8 protein-coding genes are annotated in these 17,865 nt (G+C 74.5%); 2 read left to right on the forward strand and 6 right to left on the reverse strand.

What is annotated here, in order from left to right:
- The first annotated feature begins 48 nt into the window (after positions 1-48).
- Together ACZ7L7_RS17350 and ACZ7L7_RS17355 are read left to right on the forward strand one after the other, a co-directional pair.
- Positions 49-7,011, forward strand: coding sequence for a DEAD/DEAH box helicase (locus ACZ7L7_RS17350; protein ID WP_472076344.1), 6,963 nt, complete (start codon positions 49-51; stop codon positions 7,009-7,011).
- Positions 7,008-9,263 (forward strand): UvrD-helicase domain-containing protein, encoded by a 2,256-nt coding sequence (locus ACZ7L7_RS17355; protein ID WP_285513402.1) that lies wholly within the window; start codon positions 7,008-7,010, stop codon positions 9,261-9,263. The genes ACZ7L7_RS17350 and ACZ7L7_RS17355 overlap by 4 nt, the downstream gene beginning before the upstream one ends.
- 91 nt (positions 9,264-9,354) lie before the next feature.
- Here ACZ7L7_RS17355 and ACZ7L7_RS17360 read toward each other — a convergent pair whose 3' ends face one another.
- The 6 genes from ACZ7L7_RS17360 to ACZ7L7_RS17385 all read right to left on the reverse strand — a co-directional run bounded on the left by ACZ7L7_RS17360 (position 9,355) and on the right by ACZ7L7_RS17385 (position 17,856).
- Positions 9,355-10,140: a thioesterase II family protein gene (locus ACZ7L7_RS17360; protein WP_285513401.1), complete on the reverse strand. Its 786-nt coding sequence runs from the start codon at positions 10,138-10,140 to the stop codon at positions 9,355-9,357.
- Positions 10,137-10,631 carry a YbaK/EbsC family protein gene (locus tag ACZ7L7_RS17365; RefSeq protein WP_285513400.1) on the reverse strand — a complete coding sequence of 165 codons (495 nt, stop codon included), beginning with the start codon at positions 10,629-10,631 and terminating at the stop codon, positions 10,137-10,139. Before ACZ7L7_RS17365 ends, ACZ7L7_RS17360 begins: the two co-directional genes overlap by 4 nt.
- Positions 10,628-12,214 (reverse strand): phosphoglycerate dehydrogenase, encoded by a 1,587-nt coding sequence (gene serA, locus ACZ7L7_RS17370; RefSeq protein WP_285513399.1) that lies wholly within the window; start codon positions 12,212-12,214, stop codon positions 10,628-10,630. Before serA ends, ACZ7L7_RS17365 begins: the two co-directional genes overlap by 4 nt.
- A 37-nt stretch (positions 12,215-12,251) precedes the next feature.
- Positions 12,252-13,256: a 2,3-diaminopropionate biosynthesis protein SbnA gene (gene sbnA / locus ACZ7L7_RS17375; protein WP_285513398.1), complete on the reverse strand. Its 1,005-nt coding sequence runs from the start codon at positions 13,254-13,256 to the stop codon at positions 12,252-12,254.
- A gap of 4 nt (positions 13,257-13,260) precedes the next feature.
- Positions 13,261-14,316 carry a 2,3-diaminopropionate biosynthesis protein SbnB gene (sbnB, locus tag ACZ7L7_RS17380; protein ID WP_285513397.1) on the reverse strand — a complete coding sequence of 352 codons (1,056 nt, stop codon included), beginning with the start codon at positions 14,314-14,316 and terminating at the stop codon, positions 13,261-13,263.
- Positions 14,317-14,391: 75 nt separating this feature from the next.
- Positions 14,392-17,856, reverse strand: a complete 3,465-nt coding sequence (locus ACZ7L7_RS17385) for a non-ribosomal peptide synthetase (protein ID WP_472076348.1) — start codon at positions 17,854-17,856, stop codon at positions 14,392-14,394.
- Between the last annotated feature and the right edge of the window lie 9 nt (positions 17,857-17,865).

Consider the following 17,865-nt stretch of genomic DNA (forward strand, 5'->3'; position numbering starts at 1 on the left):
TACGGTGGTACCGATCACCAGCGCACCGCCATCGCAAGGGGGACCGTCGTGAAGCCCACCATGGCCGCCGCGCAGCTCCGCGGCAGTCTGACGCAGTACCTCACGACGACGTACGCCCTTGCCGACGAGACCACGCGTGCCGCCCTGGAGCGCTTCCTCGGGCACCCCGAGACCGGCATCTTCCGCGGGCCCTATCTCAGGATCCGCACCCCATTCCACATCGCCGACGACTCCTGGCGGCAGGACGTGGAGGGGGCCGCCGGGTTCCCCGGGTTCACGCCCTGGCGGCACCAGGCCAGGGCGTGGGAACGGCTGTCCACGCTGCGCGGGCCCGCGCGGCCGACCCTGGTGACCACCGGCACCGGCTCCGGCAAGACCGAGTCCTTCCTGATCCCCGTACTGGACCACTGCCGCCGCCGGAAGGCCGAGGGGGCGCGCGGGGTCAAGGCGGTGCTGCTCTACCCGATGAACGCCCTCGCCACCGACCAGGCGGGACGCATCGCCGAGTACCTGGCGCGCCCGGAGCTGGCCCAGGTGACGGCGGGTCTGTACATCGGCGACCGGCCCGACACCGACTTCCGGCGGGTGATGACACGGCGCGAGGAGATGCGCCTGACGCCGCCCGATGTGCTGATCACCAACTACAAGATGCTCGACCTGCTGCTCCAGCGCGGCGAGGACCGGACCCTGTGGGAGGGGTCCGAGCCCGCGTACGTCGTCCTGGACGAGTTCCACACCTACGACGGCGCGCAGGGCACCGACGTGGCGATGCTGCTGCGCAGGCTCGCCGCCGCCACCGGGGCGGCCCGGCCCGGCCGGCCCCTGGGCGCGATCTGCCCGGTGGCGACCTCGGCAACCCTCGGCGAGGGCGCGCCGGACAAGGAGGCCGGGGGCGTCCTGGACGTGGCGGCGCGGGTCTTCGGCATGCCGTTCCCGGCGGACGCGGTCATCGGCGAGGAGCGGATGACCCCGGACGAGTTCACCGGCACCGTCGACTACGAGCTGCCCGAACCGCCGGGCCCGCAGGAGGTCGTCGCGGTGTCCGGCGGGGCGGACGTGGAGGCCCGGCCCGACCTGCTGGACCTGGACGCGCTCGCCACCCGGCTGCTGGGCCGCAGCGGCCTGGACGCCTTCCGGGTCGGACGGCTGCTGAAGCGGCACGACTTCACCCTCGGTGTGCTGTCACTGCTCGACGGCGAGCCCCTCGACGAGTGGACGCTGCGGGACCGGCTGGGCCGGTTCGGCTACTCCTGGGGCCGCACCGCGCGGGAGAACCCGCGGCTGGCGCTCCAGGCGCTGTCCCGGTTCGTGGCGCTGCTGTCCGCCGCCCGCGACCCGGACTCCGACGAACGCGCTCCCCGGCCGCTGCTGCACATCGAGGCGCATCTGTGGGTACGGCCCGTGACCCGGGTGCTGCGCGGCGTCGGCCCGGCGCCGGAGTTCCGCTGGTACGAGGACGACCGCACCGCCGCGCGCCGGGCCGCGCTGAACGCCGCGCCGCCCGACGAGGACGGCGCCGACGACTCCTCCGGCAGCGTGCCGTCGTACGCGTCGAGCCGCCGGCCGCAGCCCCTGCCGGGCGCCGACAGCGCCCCGCGCCCCGCGCAGGTGCACCTGCCGGCCGTCTACTGCCGCAACTGCGGGCGCTCCGGCTGGGCGGCGCTGTCCCCGGAGGCCGACCCGCAGCAGCTCGTGACCGCCCAGGACCGCATCTGGCGGGCGGCGGTCGGCCGCGACAAACGGCGCCTGCGCTACTTCATCGCCGCCACCCCCGGCGAACGGCAGCGGACCCTGGACGCGCTGACCGGCGCCCGGCCCTCGGACGGGGGCGTCGACCCGCTGTCCGTCGTCGTCCTGGACGGCGCGCGGGCCACCTACCGGCCGCCCACGCCCGCGGACGACGGGGAGCTGGTCGACGCCTGGTTCGCGCTGGCCGTGCTCGACCGCAAGAGCGCCGACCGGGCGGCGAAGGACGACCGGTGCCCGGCCTGCCACACCGACAACAGCATCCGCTTCCTCGGCACCGCCCAGGCGGCCCTCGCCTCGGCGACCATCACCCAGCTGTTCACCGGCGGCGACATCGCGCTCGTCCCCGAGGAACGCAAGACACTGCTGTTCAACGACTCCACCCAGGACGCGGCGCACCGGGCGGGATACGTCGCCAACGCCTCGTACAAGTTCTCGCTGCGCTCGCTGCTCGCGCACAACCTGGACGAGGCCGGGGCCCCGGCCTCCCTGAACGACCTGATCGGGCGGGTCCTGGAATCGGTGGACGACCCCGACGCGCTGGCCGCCGTCGTCCCGCCCGACCTCCACGACGAGCCGGGCGTGGACCGGCTGCTGTCCGGGCGCGGCACGGGCGACGCGCGGACCTGGCGGCTGATCGGCGAACGGCTGGCCTTCGCGACGGTGATGGAGTTCGGGCTGCGCAGCCGGATGGGCCGCACCCTGGAGCTGACCCGGACCGCGGCGGCCGAGGTGACGGTGGCCGACCCCGACGCCGTCACCGCCCTGGCCCGGGACCTGCACCTGGCGCTGCCCGGCCAGCTGACGGCCCCGGGCGGGCTGCCCACGCCCGAGCGCTATCTCGCCTACATCCGGGGCCTGTTGGAGCGGCTGCGGCTGCGCGGCGCGGTGCGCCACCACTGGCTGGAGACCTGGATCAAGGAGGCCGGCACCAGCCGCTACCTCATCTCCGGGCGCAGACCCGACGGCATGCCCGCCTTTCCCGAGGGTGTCGCTCCGCCCCGGTTCCTGCTGGACGGGCAGAAGGACGGCTCCGAGTTCGACGCGGTCACCGGACGGCTCGGCTGGTACCAGGACTGGACGCGCCGGTGCCTGGGGCTGGACGCCGCCGGGGCGACGGAGTACCTGCGCAGACTGCTGCCCCATCTCGCCGACGCCGGTGTGCTGTCGGCGCGGGCCACGCGCGACCGGCAGACCCGGGTGTACGGGCTGCAGCCCGGGCACATCCAGGTGCGGCTGCTCGACGACGCCGTCGTCAACAAGGCCTTCGTCGCCTGCGAGGACTGCGGCTGGCAGCAGGTCGTCGTCCCCGAGCGGCGCACCCGCTGGTACGGGCACCCGTGCCCCCGCTACCGGTGCCGGGGGCGGCTGACCGCGCCGCAGCCCGATCCGTACACCACCGCGGGCGACTTCTCCCGCCCCGGCCGGTCGGTGGAACGGGACTACCGGCGCGACTACTACCGCCACCTGTATCTGACGGGCGGCACGTTCCGCGTCGTGACGGCCGAACACACCGGCATGCTCAGCCGCCCCGAACGCGAGCGCGTCGAACGCGCCTTCAAGGCGGGCACGCACTACACCGACCCCAACGTCCTGTCGTGCACCCCCACCCTGGAACTCGGCATCGACATCGGCGACCTGTCGGCCGTCCTGCTCGGCTCCCTGCCCGCCGGTCCCGCCCACTACGTGCAGCGGGCGGGGCGGGCCGGACGGCGCACGGGCAACGCGCTGGTCGTCGCGTTCGGCGGACGGCGGGCCCGCGACCTGTACTACCTGGACCAGCCGCGCGAAATGATCGCCGGGACCATCCTGCCGCCGGGCTGCTACCTGTCGGCCGTGGAGATCCTGCGCCGCCAGTACACCGCCCGGCTGCTGGACCTGGCGGCCCGCGGGGAGCTGCGGACCTCGGACGGCGAGCCCCTGGCCCCCGTGCCCCGGCTGTCGTCCGCCCTGTTCGGCACCGGCGGCTGGTGCCAGGACCTCGCGGACGCCGCGCAGACCCACGGGGCGGTGCTGGTGGAGGAGTTCCTCGCGCTGTTCCCCACCGAGAAGGGCGCGGACTCCGACGCGGAAGGCGTCTCCCAGCACGCGGCGGACGAGCTGCGCGCGTACGCGACCGGCGGGATCGTCCGGGCACTCCAGGAGGCGGAGGAGGACTGGACCGGACGGCGCGAGGAGGTGCGCCGCAGGATCGCGGCCATCGACGAGGCGGCCGGGCAGCTCGCCCGCTCCGACGACACCCAGGACCGGGAGCGGCGCGAACTGCTGGCCGAACGCCGGGCCGCCGGTGACCTGCTGCGGGAACTGAGCCAGTCCTCCGCGCACGCCACCCTGGTGGACCTCGGCCTGCTGCCCAACTACAGCCTGACGGACACCACCACCCGCTTGGAGGCCACCCTCTACTGGACGGAGACACCCGACGAGGACGAGGACCCGCCCGACGAGGGGGGCCGCCCGTCCGGCGCGCCGGGGCGCGCCAAGGTGTACCGCAGCGAGACCCGCGACTACGAGCGGTCCAGCGCCCTCGCCCTGACCGAACTCGCCCCCGGCAACAGCTTCTACGTCAACGGCTACCGGCATGTGGTGCGCGCCCTCGACATCGGCGGGCCCGACCGGCGCGCCTGGTCGGTGTGGCGGCTGTGCCCCTCCTGCGGCTATGTGCGCACCGAGAACGCCGAGCGCGACACGACGCCCTGTCCGCGCTGCCGGGGCCGGGAGATCGCCGACGCCGGGTGCGTGCAGTACGTCCTGCGGCCCCGGCGCGTGCTGTCCCGCGACCGGCGGGAGGACGCCCGGGTGCGCGACGACCGCGACGAGCGCGACCGACGGCACTACACCACCCTGACCACCGTCGACATCGACCCCGACCGCATCGTGCCCGGATCGTGGCGGCACGAGGAGGCCGTGTTCGGCGTGGACTTCACCCGCCACGCCACGGTCCGGACCCTGAACCTGGGCCTCAACCGCGAGGACGGCAGCGGCACGGTGCCGCTCGCCGGGGAGGACGTCCGCCTCAACCCGTTCTACGTGTGCACCGCGTGCGGCGGCGCGACGGCGGACGGCAAACCGGTCGTGGACGTGCCCCAGCACGCGCTCACCGACTCCGCCGCGACCAGCGCCCCCACCTCGGCGCACCACCTGCTGTGGTGCCCGCGCCGCCGGCTGCGCGGCGCCGCGGCGGCCACGGCGGCCACGGCCGCGGGGAAGGACGCGGGCCGGGACGTGCCGCTGCTGCTGGCCCACGAGCTGACCACCGAGGCCGTCCGCATCCTGCTGCCCGCCTCGGTGGCCCGGGTCAGGGAGCGCCTGGCGTCGTTCACCGCCGTGCTGTTCACCGGGATCGCCGCCCGCTACGGCGGCGACCCCGACCACATCGACATCGCCGAGGCGACCATGCCCGACAACGCGGGCGACTCCGAGGACCACTGGCCCCGGCGGTTCCTGGTCGTCTACGACCGGCTGCCGGGCGGCACCGGATACCTGCACCGGCTGGCCTCCGCGGACGGCTTCCGGGAGGTGCTGCTCCAGGCACGCCAGGTCATCGAGCACTGCCCGTGCCAGGAGAAGGGCATGGACGGCTGCCACCGCTGCCTGCTGCGCCGGGTGCCGGCCGCCGACTACGACCGGGTCAGCCGCAACGAGGTCCGGCAGATGCTGGACGAACTGCTCGGCGCCGACGGGGAACGCTGGCGCACCTCACGGGTGACGACCACTCAGGACATCCCGCTCCAGCGCCAGGCCGAGAGCGACCTGGAGGTGCTGTTCGTCGAGACACTGCGGGACTGGGCGAAGCTGCCGGAGGCCAGGGCCGCGGCGGACGCCTACACCACTTCGGCGGGCACCTACGCCCTGGACCTCAGGCTGACGGCGCCGGACGGGTCCACGGTGAGCTGGCGCGTCTCCCAGCAGCGGGCGCTGGGCGGCACCCGGCCCGACATACTCCTGGAGCGGCTGGACTCCCCCGGCCCCCGCGTCGCGCTGTACCTCGACGGCTACGCGTACCACGCCACGCCCGAGCACAACCGGCTCGCGGACGACGCCGTGAAACGCACCCGGCTGCGGGCCGAGGGACTGCGGGTGTTCCAGCTGACCTACCACGACGTGATGGCGTGGCGGCGCCGGATCGACGACACCGGATACGCGGGGACCGGCGCGGACGCGGGCGTCTGGACGCCGTACGGCCCCACCGCCCGGCAGCGTGCCCGCGACTACTACGACCGGGTGGGCCGCGGGCTGCCCGGCGAACTGGCCGAGACGATGTGGGTCAACCCGGCCCGTACGCTCCTGGCCTACCTGCGCACGCCCGACCCCGAGCGCTGGCGGCGGCGGGCGGAGGCGGTGGCCGCCGGGATGAGCGGGGCGGACGGGGTGCGCGCGGGCGCCCTCACCGGCCCGCAGGCCGCGGCGGGCATCCGGGAGGCGCTGCGCGGGAACGCGCCCGCCGGGGGCCCCGGGCCGGTCCGGCTGCTGCACGGCGCCGACGTGTCGGGCTGCCGCCTGGTGCTGGCCGCCGACGGCAGGCGCACCCCGCCCGTGTGGACGGGGCTGGCCGTCCTGGACGACAGCGACGCGGCCCTGGCGGACGGGCGGGCCCACAAGCGGCGCTGGCGCGCCTGGCTGTGGTGGGGCAATGTGCTGCAGTTCCTGGAGCACGGCGGCGGTGACAGCGCGCAGCTCACCACGGGCATGCTCGACGGCTTCCAGCCGGACGTGCTCGCCGTGACCGGCGGGGAGGGCTGGCTGTCGTCCTCCCGCCTCCCGGTCCACCGGCCCGCCGAGGAGCCCGTGGCGGCGGGAGTCACCGCCGTACCGGCCGTCCCCGCGGTCACCGGGGACCGGACGGCGGAGCGGGAACCGGCACCGGCGGAGGTGCGCGGGGACACGGACCACCGGCGGGCCCCGGGCTGGGACCGGGTCATCGAACTGCTCGACCCGGAGGAGCCGGGGCTGGCCGCGCTCGCTCAGGCGCTGGCCGCCGGCGGAGTTCCGGTGCCGCGCGACGGGTACGAACTCGACGGCCACGGCTGGCAGGCCGAACTGGCCTGGCCGCACGCCCGGGTCGGCGTAGTGCGGGCTCCCCGCCCGAACGGCGACGAGCCGGACTACGAGGCGCAGGACCAGGAACGCGCGTTCACGGCGGCGGGCTGGACGGTCCGCACGGCGGCCGACTGGGACGGGGCGGACCTCATCGCCCGGCTCGGCGGCCGGGACGAGGACACGAACACGGACACGGACACGGACACCGACGGGGGACGGAAGCGATGACCACCTCAGGCGTCACCCTGCGCCTGCTCGACCGGGCCGACAAGGAGATCCTCAGGCTCCCCCGCGCGGTCAAGGGCGCCTTCTTCGACTTCCAGCACAAGTTCCGGACGAACCCGAACACCACGGGCCTGAAGCTCCAGCGCCTCAAGGGCGACCAGCGGCTGTGGTCCGCACGCGTCAACGACGAGTACCGGGCCCTGCTGCTGCGTCTCGCCGAGGACGACTGGCTGATCGTCTCCGTCAAACACCGCAAGGACGTGTACAACCGGCTCTCGTACGCGGTCAACCAGGTCACCGGCGGCATCGAGTACGTCGATCTGGAAGTGGTCGAGGACAGCCTCCTGGGCCGCCTGCCCGGCATGCCGGCCCCGGCCGCGGACGCCCCTGGGCCGGTGGCCGCCCCCCAGCGGCCCGAGCCGCTGTTCGCGGCCTGGAGCGACCGTCAGCTCTCCGACCTCGGCGTCGCGGAACCCCTGCTGCCCGTCATCCGCGAACTCACCACCGAGGAGCAGTTGCTCGGACTCGTCGAGTACGCGCCGCAGTTGACCGGAGAGGTGCTGATCGCGCTGTTCGACGGGGCGTCGTACGACGACGTGCTCGAACGGGTGACCAGGCCGGTGGCGGCCGGCGAACCGGTCGACCCGGAGGACTTCGCGGCGGCGGCGAAGCGTCCGGCGACCGTCGTCACCACGACGGACGAGGACCTGCGGGCGGCCCTGGAGAGCGGCGACTTCGGCCGCTGGAAGAGCTTCCTGCACCCGACCCAGGCCAGGCTCGTCGAGCGCCGCTACAGCGGCCCGGCCAGAGTCGGCGGCGGACCCGGCACCGGCAAGACGGTCGTCGCCCTGCACCGGGTGCGGCACCTCGTGCGGCAGCTCCCGCCCGGGCGCGACAAGCCGGTCCTGCTGACCACCTACAACAAGAACCTCGCCGCCGACCTGCGCTCCCGGCTGCTGGAGCTGGGCGGCGAGGAACTGCTCGGCCGGGTCGACGTCAGCCACGTCGACCAACTCGCCCTGCGCGTCGTCCGCGAGGCCGAGCCCGGCGACGGCAAGCAGACCGTCGACGACGGACAGGCCGTACGCGAGTGGCGGGCGCTGCTGGACGAACTGGGCGAGGAGAACTGGGACCCGGAGTTCCTGCACGAGGAGTGGACCCAGGTCATCCTCGGCCAGGCGGTCGGCAACCGCACCGACTACTTCCGCGCCCGGCGGGCCGGCCGCGGCAGAAGCATCGGGCGCGGCGAACGGGCGGAGATCTGGCAGCTCGCCGAACGCTTCACCCAGCGGCTCGACCGGCTCGGCGTCCAGACCTGGGACCAGGTGGCGGAACGCGCGGCCCGCCTGGAGATGGGCCGCGAACAGCGCATCCTGGACCTGGCCCGGCAGCAGGAGGACGGGGACCTCCCCGGACCCGACGCCTCGGGCGCCCGTGCGCGGTACCGCTACCGCCACATCGTGGTGGACGAGGCCCAGGACCTGCGCCCCGCCCACTGGAAGATGCTGCGCGCCATGGCGCCGCGCACCTCGGACGACCTGTTCCTGGTGGGCGACACCCATCAGCGGATCTACCGGAACCAGGTGACCCTGGGCAGCCTGGGCGTCAACATCCGGGGCCGGTCCACGAAGCTGACCCTCAGCTACCGCACCACACGTCAGATCCTGCGCTCGGCCCTGGGCTTCCTGGGCGAGTCGTCCTACGACGACCTCGACGGCGGCACGGAGACGCTCGCCGGATACCGGTCCGTGCTCAGCGGCGGCTCCCCCGCCGGGCACCCCTTCCCGGACTGGGAGGCGGAACGGGAGGGCGTGGCCGCGCTCATCGCGCGGTGGGACGCGGACCCGGACGGGCCCGTCTCGCACGAGCAGATCGCGGTGTGCGTCCCGACCAACCGGATGGCGACGGAGCTGGCCCACACCCTGAAGCTGCGCGGCATCGGCTCCGTGGAGATCCGCTCCGACGGCCCCAACGGCTCCGGCGGGGTGCACATCGGCACCATGTTCCGCTTCAAGGGCCTGGAGTACCAGCGCATGATCATCGCAGGCGTGACCGACGGCCTCGTCCCCCGCGCGGAACTGAACGACCTCCGCACCCGCGACCCCCTGCGCTACCGGCACGAGCTGCGCCGTGCCAGATCCCTCCTCTTCGTCGCCGCGACCCGGGCCCGCGACAGCGTGGACATCTTCTGGCACGAGCCCCGCAGCCGGTTCCTCGACCACACGTGGACGGAACAGGAACACGGCACCGGGTGACGGCCGCTTCGGAACGGGCGGCGCCGGGCGGCACGTCCGCCCGTCAGTCCTCGCCGAAGTCGTGGTCGGGCGCCCCGGGCGTTCTCCGCGATCACTCCGCCCCGGTGCGGCCGGTCATCCGGGAGGACACCGCGTCCGTCAGGAGCCGCTGCCGCTCGGTCAGGTAGAAGTGGCCGCCGTCGAACACGTCCAGGGTGAAGCCACGGGGGGCCACGTCGGACCAGGCGGACATGTCCTCGACGGTGATCGACGGGTCCCGGTCCCCGATGTACGCGTGGACGGGGCAGCCGACGGGGTCGGCGGGGCGCGGGCCGTAGGTGCCGACGACGGTGAAGTCGGCGCGGATCGCGGGCAGCACGATCTCGCGCAGGTCCGGATCGGCCAGCAGCGCCTCGTCGGTGCCCCCGAGCCGGCGGACCTCCGCGATCAGCGCCTCGTCGCCCGCCTCGTGCAGCGGGCGCGGGGTGAGCCGGTGCGGCGCCTTGCGGCTGGAGACGTGCAGCGCCGCCGGGCTCACCCCGTGCCGCCGGGTCAGCCGCAGCGCCGTCTCGTAGGCGAGGGAGGCACCCATGCTGTGGCCGAACAGCGTCACGGGCACGTCGAGCAACGGCAGCAGTGCCTCGGTGACCTGCTCGGCGAGCACCTCCATACGGTCGATGCAGGCCTCGGTGAGCCGGTCGTGCCGGCCGGGGTAGCGGGCGACCAGGACCTCGGTGTCGTCGTCGAAGGCGGTGCCCCAGCCGTGGAAGAAGCTCGCCGAACCGCCGGCATGCGGCAGCACCAGCAGCCGCCGCCGGGGGGTGGACGTACGGGCGTGCCGCTTGAACCACTGCTCCGGGGCCACGGACGGTGCGGAAGGTCCGGTGTGGAGGCTCATCTGGTGTTCCTTCCGTGCTGGGCGATGGGCTCCACCCGGGGACGGGCGAGCGCCAGGTAGTCCGCGGTGTCCAGGGCCACCGAGCGGTCGAGCCGGGCGGCGTTGAAGAAGATCTCGTCGTGGACCAGCAGGTCCGGGTCCACGACCAGTTCCAGGTCCGGATGGCGGGCGAAGGGCATCACCGAACCGCTGACGCTGCCCGCCAGCCGCTCGGCGACGTCGCGCGCCGCGAACGCGGCCTTCGATCCGCCGTACATGCCGCACAGGCCGTCTAGGTCCACCCGCCGGTCGCCGGGCACCACGGCCAGCACGTACCGGCGGGAGCGGCGGCCGGTCGCCACCCGCACCACCACGCACTTGGCGGCCTGGGCCAGGGCGTGCTGCCGCAGTCGGCTGGCCCGTTCGGTGTGACCCTCCGGGGCGTGGTCGATGACCCGGAACCGGGCCTGCCCGCACTCCAGTTGCTCCATCAGCCACTCGTACGCCGTCATCCGGCCGGCTCCAGGCTCCAGGCGCGGTGGGCGTCCACGCGGACGGCGGCGTCGTGCAGGACGCCGGGGTCGAGCGGCGCGCCGAGGGACAGGGCGACCAGGGCGGGGCCGTCGGCGCGGCGGGCCAGCCGCAGGGCGTCCACGCGGGCCCCGGCGTCGGCGAGCATCCGGCCCAGCCCGGTGATCAGGTCGGGGCCGTCGGGCGCGAGGAGGAAGGCGAGCGGGCCGGTGAGGGGGATGTCGGTGTCGTGGCCGCCGATCTCCACCAGGCGCCGGCCGGACCGGTACCCGGTCAGGGTCCCGGAGACGGAGACCGGCCCGCCGGAGGGCAGGGTGCCCTCGATCCGCACCAGGCTGCGGTGCTCGGCGCTGTCGGCGGCGGTCACCAGCTCGGTCACCAGGCCGCGCTCGTCGGCGTGCAGGGCGGCGTTGACGTAGGCCACACCGCCCTCGACGACGGAGTCGAGGACGCCCTTGACGGCGGCGAGCCGCAGGGCCGTGACGTCGTGGCGGGTGATCTCGCCCCGCACGGTCACCCGCAGCCGGGCGGGCAGGCCTCCGGCGGTGGCGGTGAACAGCCTGCCCAGGTGTTCGGTCAGGTCCAGCCAGGGGTCCAGCTCGGCGTCCACCTCGCCGAGCCGCACGTTCACCGCCTCCGGGACGAACCTGCCGGACAGCGCCTGGCGCACCGAGCGCGCCACCGACACCCCGGCGCGTTCCTGCGCCTCGTGGGTGCCGGCCCCCAGGTGCGGGGTGACGACCACGTTGTCCAGTTCGAACAGCGGTGAGGAGACGCAGGGTTCGGTCGCGAAGACGTCGATACCGGCCGCCGCGACGCGGCCTTCCTTGAGCGCCGCGTACAGCTCCGCCTCGTCGACGATGCCGCCCCGGGCCGCGTTGACGATGCGGACACCGGGCCGCACCCGCTGCAGGGCGTCGAAGCCGATGAGCCCCGTCGTCTCCGGCGTCCTGGGCAGATGCACCGTCAGGAAGTCGGAGTTCTCCAGCAGTTCGTCCAGGCCGACCATGCGCGCCCCGACCCGTTCGGCGCTCGCCGCCGGCACGTACGGGTCGTGGGCGAGCAGCCGCATCCCGAACGCGGCCGCCCTGCGGGCCACCAGGCTGCCGATGCGGCCCAGGCCGAGAATGCCCAGTGTCTTGTCGGCGAGTTCGACGCCGGTGAAGCGGCCGCGCTGCCACTGTCCGTTCCTCAGCGCGGCGTCGGCCCCAGGGATGTTGCGGGCGACGGCCAGCAGCAGGCCGACGGTGAGCTCGGCGGCGCTGACGATGTTCGAGGCGGGGGCGTTGACGACCGTCACACCGGCCCGGGACGCCGCGGTCACGTCCACGTTGTCCAGGCCCACCCCGGCCCGGCCGATCACCCTCAGCCGGTCGCCCGCCGCGATGGCCCGCGCGTCCATCCGGGTGGCGCTGCGCACCAGGACCGCGTCGGCGCCGGGCAGGGCGGCGAGCAGCGCGGCGCGGTCGGCGCCCTCGCAGTACCGGATCTCGAAGTCGGGGCCGAGGGCGTCCACGGTGGCGGGGGACAGTTCCTCGGCGATCAGTACGACTGGCTTGTGCATGGCGTGGGTTCCTTGTCTGACGAGGGCGCACACCGGCTCAGCCGGCGCCGACGGCCGGTTCCAGTTCCTTCTGCGGGCCGGCCGCGTCCCAGGTGTGCGGGGCGCCGAAGTGCCGCTGCACCCACGCGGGGTCGTAGACCGTGTCGAGGTAGCGGTCGCCCTGGTCCGGGGAGAGGGCGACCGCGGTGAGCCGTTCGCCGCGGGGCCGGCCGGCCAGCCAGCGCAGCGCGCCGCTGACCACGGTCCCGGTGGAGCCGCCGAACAGGAAGCCCTGCCGGGCCATGGCGTGGCAGCTCTCCAGGGTGTCCCGCTCGGGCACCATCACGACCTCGTCGACGAGGTCGTCGTCGAGCATCGGGGGCCGGACGCCCGCGCCGAGGCCGGGGATGTGCCGGGGTGCGGCGGGGCCGCCGAAGGTGACGGAGCCGATGCTGTCGACGGCCACGACGCGCACCGGCCGCTCGCGCTCGCGGAAGAAGCGGGCACAGCCCATCAGGGTCCCGGTGGTGCCGGCGCCGACGAACAGGACGTCGAGTTCGGGGAACTCGGCGGCGATGGCGGGCGCGGTGCTGCGGTAGTGCGCCAGCCAGTTGTGCGGGTTGACGTACTGGTTGAGCCAGACGTAGTTGGGGTCGAAGTCGACCAGGCGCCGCACGTAGTCGATGCGGGCGCCGAGCAGACCGCGCTCCTTGTCGGGTCTGGAGATGACGAGGACCCGGGCGCCGAAGGACTCCATCAGCCGGCGGGTCGCCGGGTTGCACCGGGAGTCGGTGACGCAGACGAAGTCGTACCCCCGGTGCGCGGCGATCATGGCGAGGGCCACGCCGAGGTTGCCCGAGGAGGACTCCACGAGCACGGCGCCGGGGCCGAGGACGCCGTCGCGTTCGGCGGCGAGGACCATCTCCAGGGCGGCCTTGAGCTTGACGGAGCCGGCCGGGTTGAGCCCTTCGTACTTGACGTGGAGGGGGACGCCGAAGACGGGCTCCAGGTCGACGAAGACGTCGTCGGCGTTGATCTCGTAGGGAGCGGTGACGACCGTCACGTGATCACCGGGTTCCGTCGGGCGTCGGGCGGCCGTAGCGGTCCAGCTCGTGGAAGAAGCCCTCGACGGTCCGCAGCCCGCCGCCGTCGCGGAGGGTGTCGTGCACGTACCGGCCGAGCGCGAGGTCGAGGACGCCGAGACCGAACGGCGAGAAGACGACGGGCCGGTCGTCGGGCAGTTCGAGCCGGCCCTCCAGGACGTCGCAGAGCGTGCCGTCGATGAAGTCCCGCCCGCCGGTGAGCTGTTCCGCCAGGTGGGGGGAGGTGTCGGCCTTCAGGCAGTGCTCCACGTCGTCGAGGACGTTGGCGGAGGCGAGCAGGATCTCGGGGGCGAGGTCGCGCAGCGAGACGTTGAGGACCAGCGGGTTGTGCGCGAACCAGGCCGGGTCGTGCAGATGGGGGCGGGGGGCGACGGTGGCCAGGACGACGAGGTCGCTGTCGCGGACGAGCCGCTCGGCGGACTCGTGCACCACGACGGGGGCGTCGCCGGGGCGGTCGGCGAGGTAGTGGGCGAACGCGCCCGCGTGCTGCGCCGAGAGGTCGTGGACGCCGACCGCGTCGAAGGTCCAGCCGGTCGCCTCCAGATAGCGGTGGATGTAGCGGCCGATCAGTCCGGCGCCGATGAAGCCGACCCGGCGCGGCCTGCGGCCCCGGCTGAGGCGGTCGGCGGCCAGCGCGGCGGACGCGGCGGTCCGGGAGGCGCTGATGATGGAGCTCTCCAGGCAGGCGATCGGGTAGCCGGTCGCCGGGTCGTTGAGGATGAGGACGGCCGACGCCCGCGGGATACCGGCGGCGACGTTGTCCGGGAAGCTGGAGATCCATTTCAGGCCGTCGGTGGGCCGGTCGCCGCCGACCGAGGCCGGCAGGGCGATGATGCGCGCGTTCGGCCGGTCGGGGAAGCGCAGGAAGTACGAGGGCGGGTTGACCGAATCGCCCCGGCCGTGCAGCCGGTAGACCTGGTCGACCAGGTCGACGACCTGCTTCTCGCCGCCGGTGAGCACCTCGGCCACCTGTGCGCCGGTGATGACGGCGAACGGGGGCACCTTCGGCTGGGGGGACATGGTTGCTCCATCGGGTGAGTGGTGGGGCCGGGCGCCGCGGGCGCGCCCGGCCGGGAACGGTGGGCGGGCCGGGGCTCAGGGGTGCGCGGGCACGGTCACGGGGTCGCCGAGGACGACGGCGATCCGCCGCTCCCCCTCGTACGGTTCACGGCTGTGCGCCATCCGCAGGTTGTCGACGATCATGAGGTCGCCGTCCCGCCACGGCTCGCGGAGCGTGTGCTTCTCGTAGACGCCGTTGATGGTGAGGACCGTGTCCTCGTCGAGGCGGTCGCCGGAGCCGTAGCGGCTGTTGAACGGCAGTCCGTCGGCGCCGAACTCGAAGGTGAGGTACTCGCGGATGACCGGGTCGAGGGTCCATTCGTTGAGGAAGGCGATCTGGTTGAACCAGCCGCGGCGGCCGGTGACCGGGTGGGTGAGGACGGCGGCGGCGCGCTGCCGGGTGCGCAGGTCGCCGTTGGGCTGCCAGTGGCATTCGATGCCCCGGTCCGCGCAGTAGGCCGCGACGGCGGCGCGGTCGTCGGTGCCGAAGGCGGCGGCCAGGCCGACGCCGACGGTCTCGGTGTAGTTGCGCTCGACCAGCCAGCCCTCGGTCTCGAAGCGGGCCACCAGTTCGGGCGGGAGCGCGGCGAGCACCTCGGCGGAGTCACTGACCCCGGTGGCGCCGCCCGACTCGGGCGCGGTGAGGCAGGCGAAGAGCAGGGTGCCGGGGACCTCACGGGCGTAACTGAGTTCGTGGTGCATGCACATGGGCTGGTCGACGGGCCACTCCGAGGAGGAGTGGACGCCGTCGGCGAGGGGGCGGCGCGGTGCGAAGCCCTCGCGTTCGGTCATCACCTCGTGCAGCAGGGCGCGGCCGACCCGGCCGACGGTGTCCGGGTCGGCGAGGCCGAGGCCGCGCACCAGGAGCGCACCGTGCTCGGCGACGGTGGCGCGCAGCCGGCCTGCGTGTGCGGCGGCCCAGGCCGCCGGGTCGGCCGGTGCGGGCCCGTCGAGCGAGAGGATCGCGGGGCGGCCCTCGGTGCGTACGACCGGGAAGGGTTCGGCGTCCACGGCGGTGCGGGGCGCGGCGGCGGGCGCGGTGGGGCCGGCTGCCCCGTCGGCCCGGTCCGCGGTGGCGGCGCCGGACTCGTCGGGGGTCTCCTGCCGCGGGTCGTCGAGGAAGGCGGCCAGGTCCGCGAGGGCCGGACGGCGGGTCATGTCCCGCAGGGTGAAGGCGCGTTCCATACGGACGACGAGCCGGACCGCGGCCAGCGAGGTGCCGCCGAGGTCGAAGAAGCTGTCGGCGCGTGCGATCCGCTCCACGGGCAGGGAGAGGACCTCGGCCCAGGCGGCGGCGAGCCGGCGTTCGGTGTCGGTGCGCGGCGCCTCCCGGTCCGCCGCGTCCGGCTGGTCCTGCCCGGCCAGGAGACCGACGGCCAGCTCGCGCAGGGCGCGCCGGTCCGTCTTGCCGTTGGCGGTGAGCGGCAGGGCGTCGAGGGCTTCGACGCGGCTCGGCACCATGTAGGCGGGCAGGGCCGGAGCCAGCCGCTCGCGCAGGCTGTCCGAGGGGTGCGCCGACCCGCACTGGAAGGCGACGAGGTGACGGCCCCGGTCGGGCACGTCGGCGACGACGACGGCGCCGTCGCGGACGCCGGGCAGCCGCAGCAACTGGTTCTCGATCTCACCGATCTCGATGCGGAACCCGCGGATCTTGACCTGGGCGTCGCGGCGGCCGAGGAACTCCAGGGTGCCGCCGGGCAGCCAGCGGCCGAAGTCGCCCGAGCGGTAGAGCCGCCGGCCCGGCCGGTGCGGGTCCTCAGTGAAGGCCTGGGCGGTGCGCTCGGGGTCGTTGACGTAGCCGCGGCCCACGCAGACCCCGGAGAAGACGATCTCGCCGGGGGCGCCGAGGGGCACGGGGCGCAGTTCGTCGTCGACGACGTACACGTCGACGTTGCGCACGGGCCGGCCGAGCGGGACGGAGTCCCACACGGGTACGGCGGTCATGACCTCGTGGTTGGTGTCGTCGCTGGTCTCGGTCAGGCCGTAGGCGTTCATCAGGGGGACGTGCGGGAAGCGCGCGAACCAGCGGACGGCGAGTTCCTTCTTCAGCGCCTCGCCGGTGACCGACACCCGGCGCAGGGCGGGCAGTTCGCGGGGCTGTTCCTCCAGGCGGCTGAGCACCACCTCCAGGTACGACGGGACGACCTGCCAGACCGCGACGCCGCCCTGTTCGAGGGTGTCGAGGCAGCGGTCGACGTCGAGGATCGCCTCCTGTTCGACGATCAGGGTGGTGCCGCCCACGACGAGGGCGGCCAGCAGCTGCCACAGGGAGATGTCGAAGGACTGCGGGGCGGTCTGCGCCACGACCTGTCCGGCGCCGATCTCCTGGTCCTCGATCTTGGCGAGGAGGTGGTTGACGAACCCGGCGTGCTCGCACATGGCGCCCTTGGGCTCGCCGGTGGAGCCGGAGGTGAAGTACAGGTAGGCGAGACGGCCGGGGCCGACGGCGACGCCGGGATTCGTCCCGGGGCGGTCCTCGGCGAAGGCGGCGGCCGTGGTGAGGACTTCGGTGCCGGGCGGCACGATCCCCGCCGGCCGCTCCTGGCAGCCTTCCTCGGTCAGCACGAGCCGGCAGCCGCTGCGGGCCAGGGTCCGGGCCATCCGGTCGGCCGGGGCGTGCGGCTCGACCGGCAGATAGGCGGCGCCGGCCTTGAGTACGCCGATGACGCAGGCGAGCCAGTCGAGGGTGCGCTCGGTGACGACGGCGACGACGGCCTCGGGACCGAGGTCACGGGCCAGGACCGCGTGGGCGATCCGGTTGGCTTGGGCGTTGAGCTCCGCGTAGGTCCAGCTCCGGCCGGCGTGCACGGCGGCCACGTCCGCGGGCCGCAGGGCGGCCTGTTCCTCGAACAGCTGGTGGAACCGCCGGTCGGGCAGCTCCTTTCGCGGGCCGCCCAGCTCGTGGATCTGGTGGTGGTGCTCGGCGTCGGAGAGCAGGCCGCGCGCGCGGGCGGGCGCGTCGGGGGTCTCGGCCAGCGCGGTCAGCGCGGCCAGGTAGTACCCGGCGACACGGTCGGCCGCCTCGGCGTCCAGGACGTCGGCGCGGTGACGCAGCACCAGTTCGGGGCCGTCGGCGTCGCCGCGTACGCCGGTGACCAGGACGGCGCCGGGCGGCCGGCCGGGCCCGGCCGGGCCGAGGTCGAGGACGGTCTCGAAGGGACCGTCGGCGGGGTCACCGGCGGTGCGGGCGGAGGCGGTGAGCAGCTCGCGCCAGGTCTCGCCGTCGAGAGCGACGGCGCGGGCGGTCGCCGGGCCGCCGGCCGGCGGTACCCAGCCGGTGAGGAGGGCGCGTTCGCCGCTCAGGGCGCTCAGCACGGCGGTGTGCGCGGCGAGCAGCGCGTGCTCCCAGCCCACGCCGGTGCGGCGGGCCAGCAGCCGGACCCGGGCGGCCAGGCGCGGCGGGACGGGACGGGTCAGTTCGGCCCAGTCGGCGCGCTCCGCGCCGGGGGCCGGGGGCACCCAGCGGGGGACGACGCGCTGGGGGGACGCGGTGGTGGTCATCGCTCCTCC

The sequence above is a fragment of the Streptomyces sp. NPDC110618 genome, assembly GCF_055657065.1.

Bases quoted from the DNA above. Each gene is read 5' to 3' on its own strand.
- ACZ7L7_RS17355 (WP_285513402.1), top strand. From the start codon at position 7,008: ATGACCACCTCAGGCGTCACCCTGCGCCTGCTCGACCGGGCCGACAAG.
- ACZ7L7_RS17360 (WP_285513401.1), bottom strand. From the start codon at position 10,140: ATGAGCCTCCACACCGGACCTTCCGCACCGTCCGTGGCCCCGGAGCAG.
- ACZ7L7_RS17365 (WP_285513400.1), bottom strand. From the start codon at position 10,631: ATGACGGCGTACGAGTGGCTGATGGAGCAACTGGAGTGCGGGCAGGCC.
- serA (WP_285513399.1), bottom strand. From the start codon at position 12,214: ATGCACAAGCCAGTCGTACTGATCGCCGAGGAACTGTCCCCCGCCACC.
- sbnB (WP_285513397.1), bottom strand. From the start codon at position 14,316: ATGTCCCCCCAGCCGAAGGTGCCCCCGTTCGCCGTCATCACCGGCGCA.
- ACZ7L7_RS17385 (WP_472076348.1), bottom strand. From the start codon at position 17,856: ATGACCACCACCGCGTCCCCCCAGCGCGTCGTCCCCCGCTGGGTGCCC.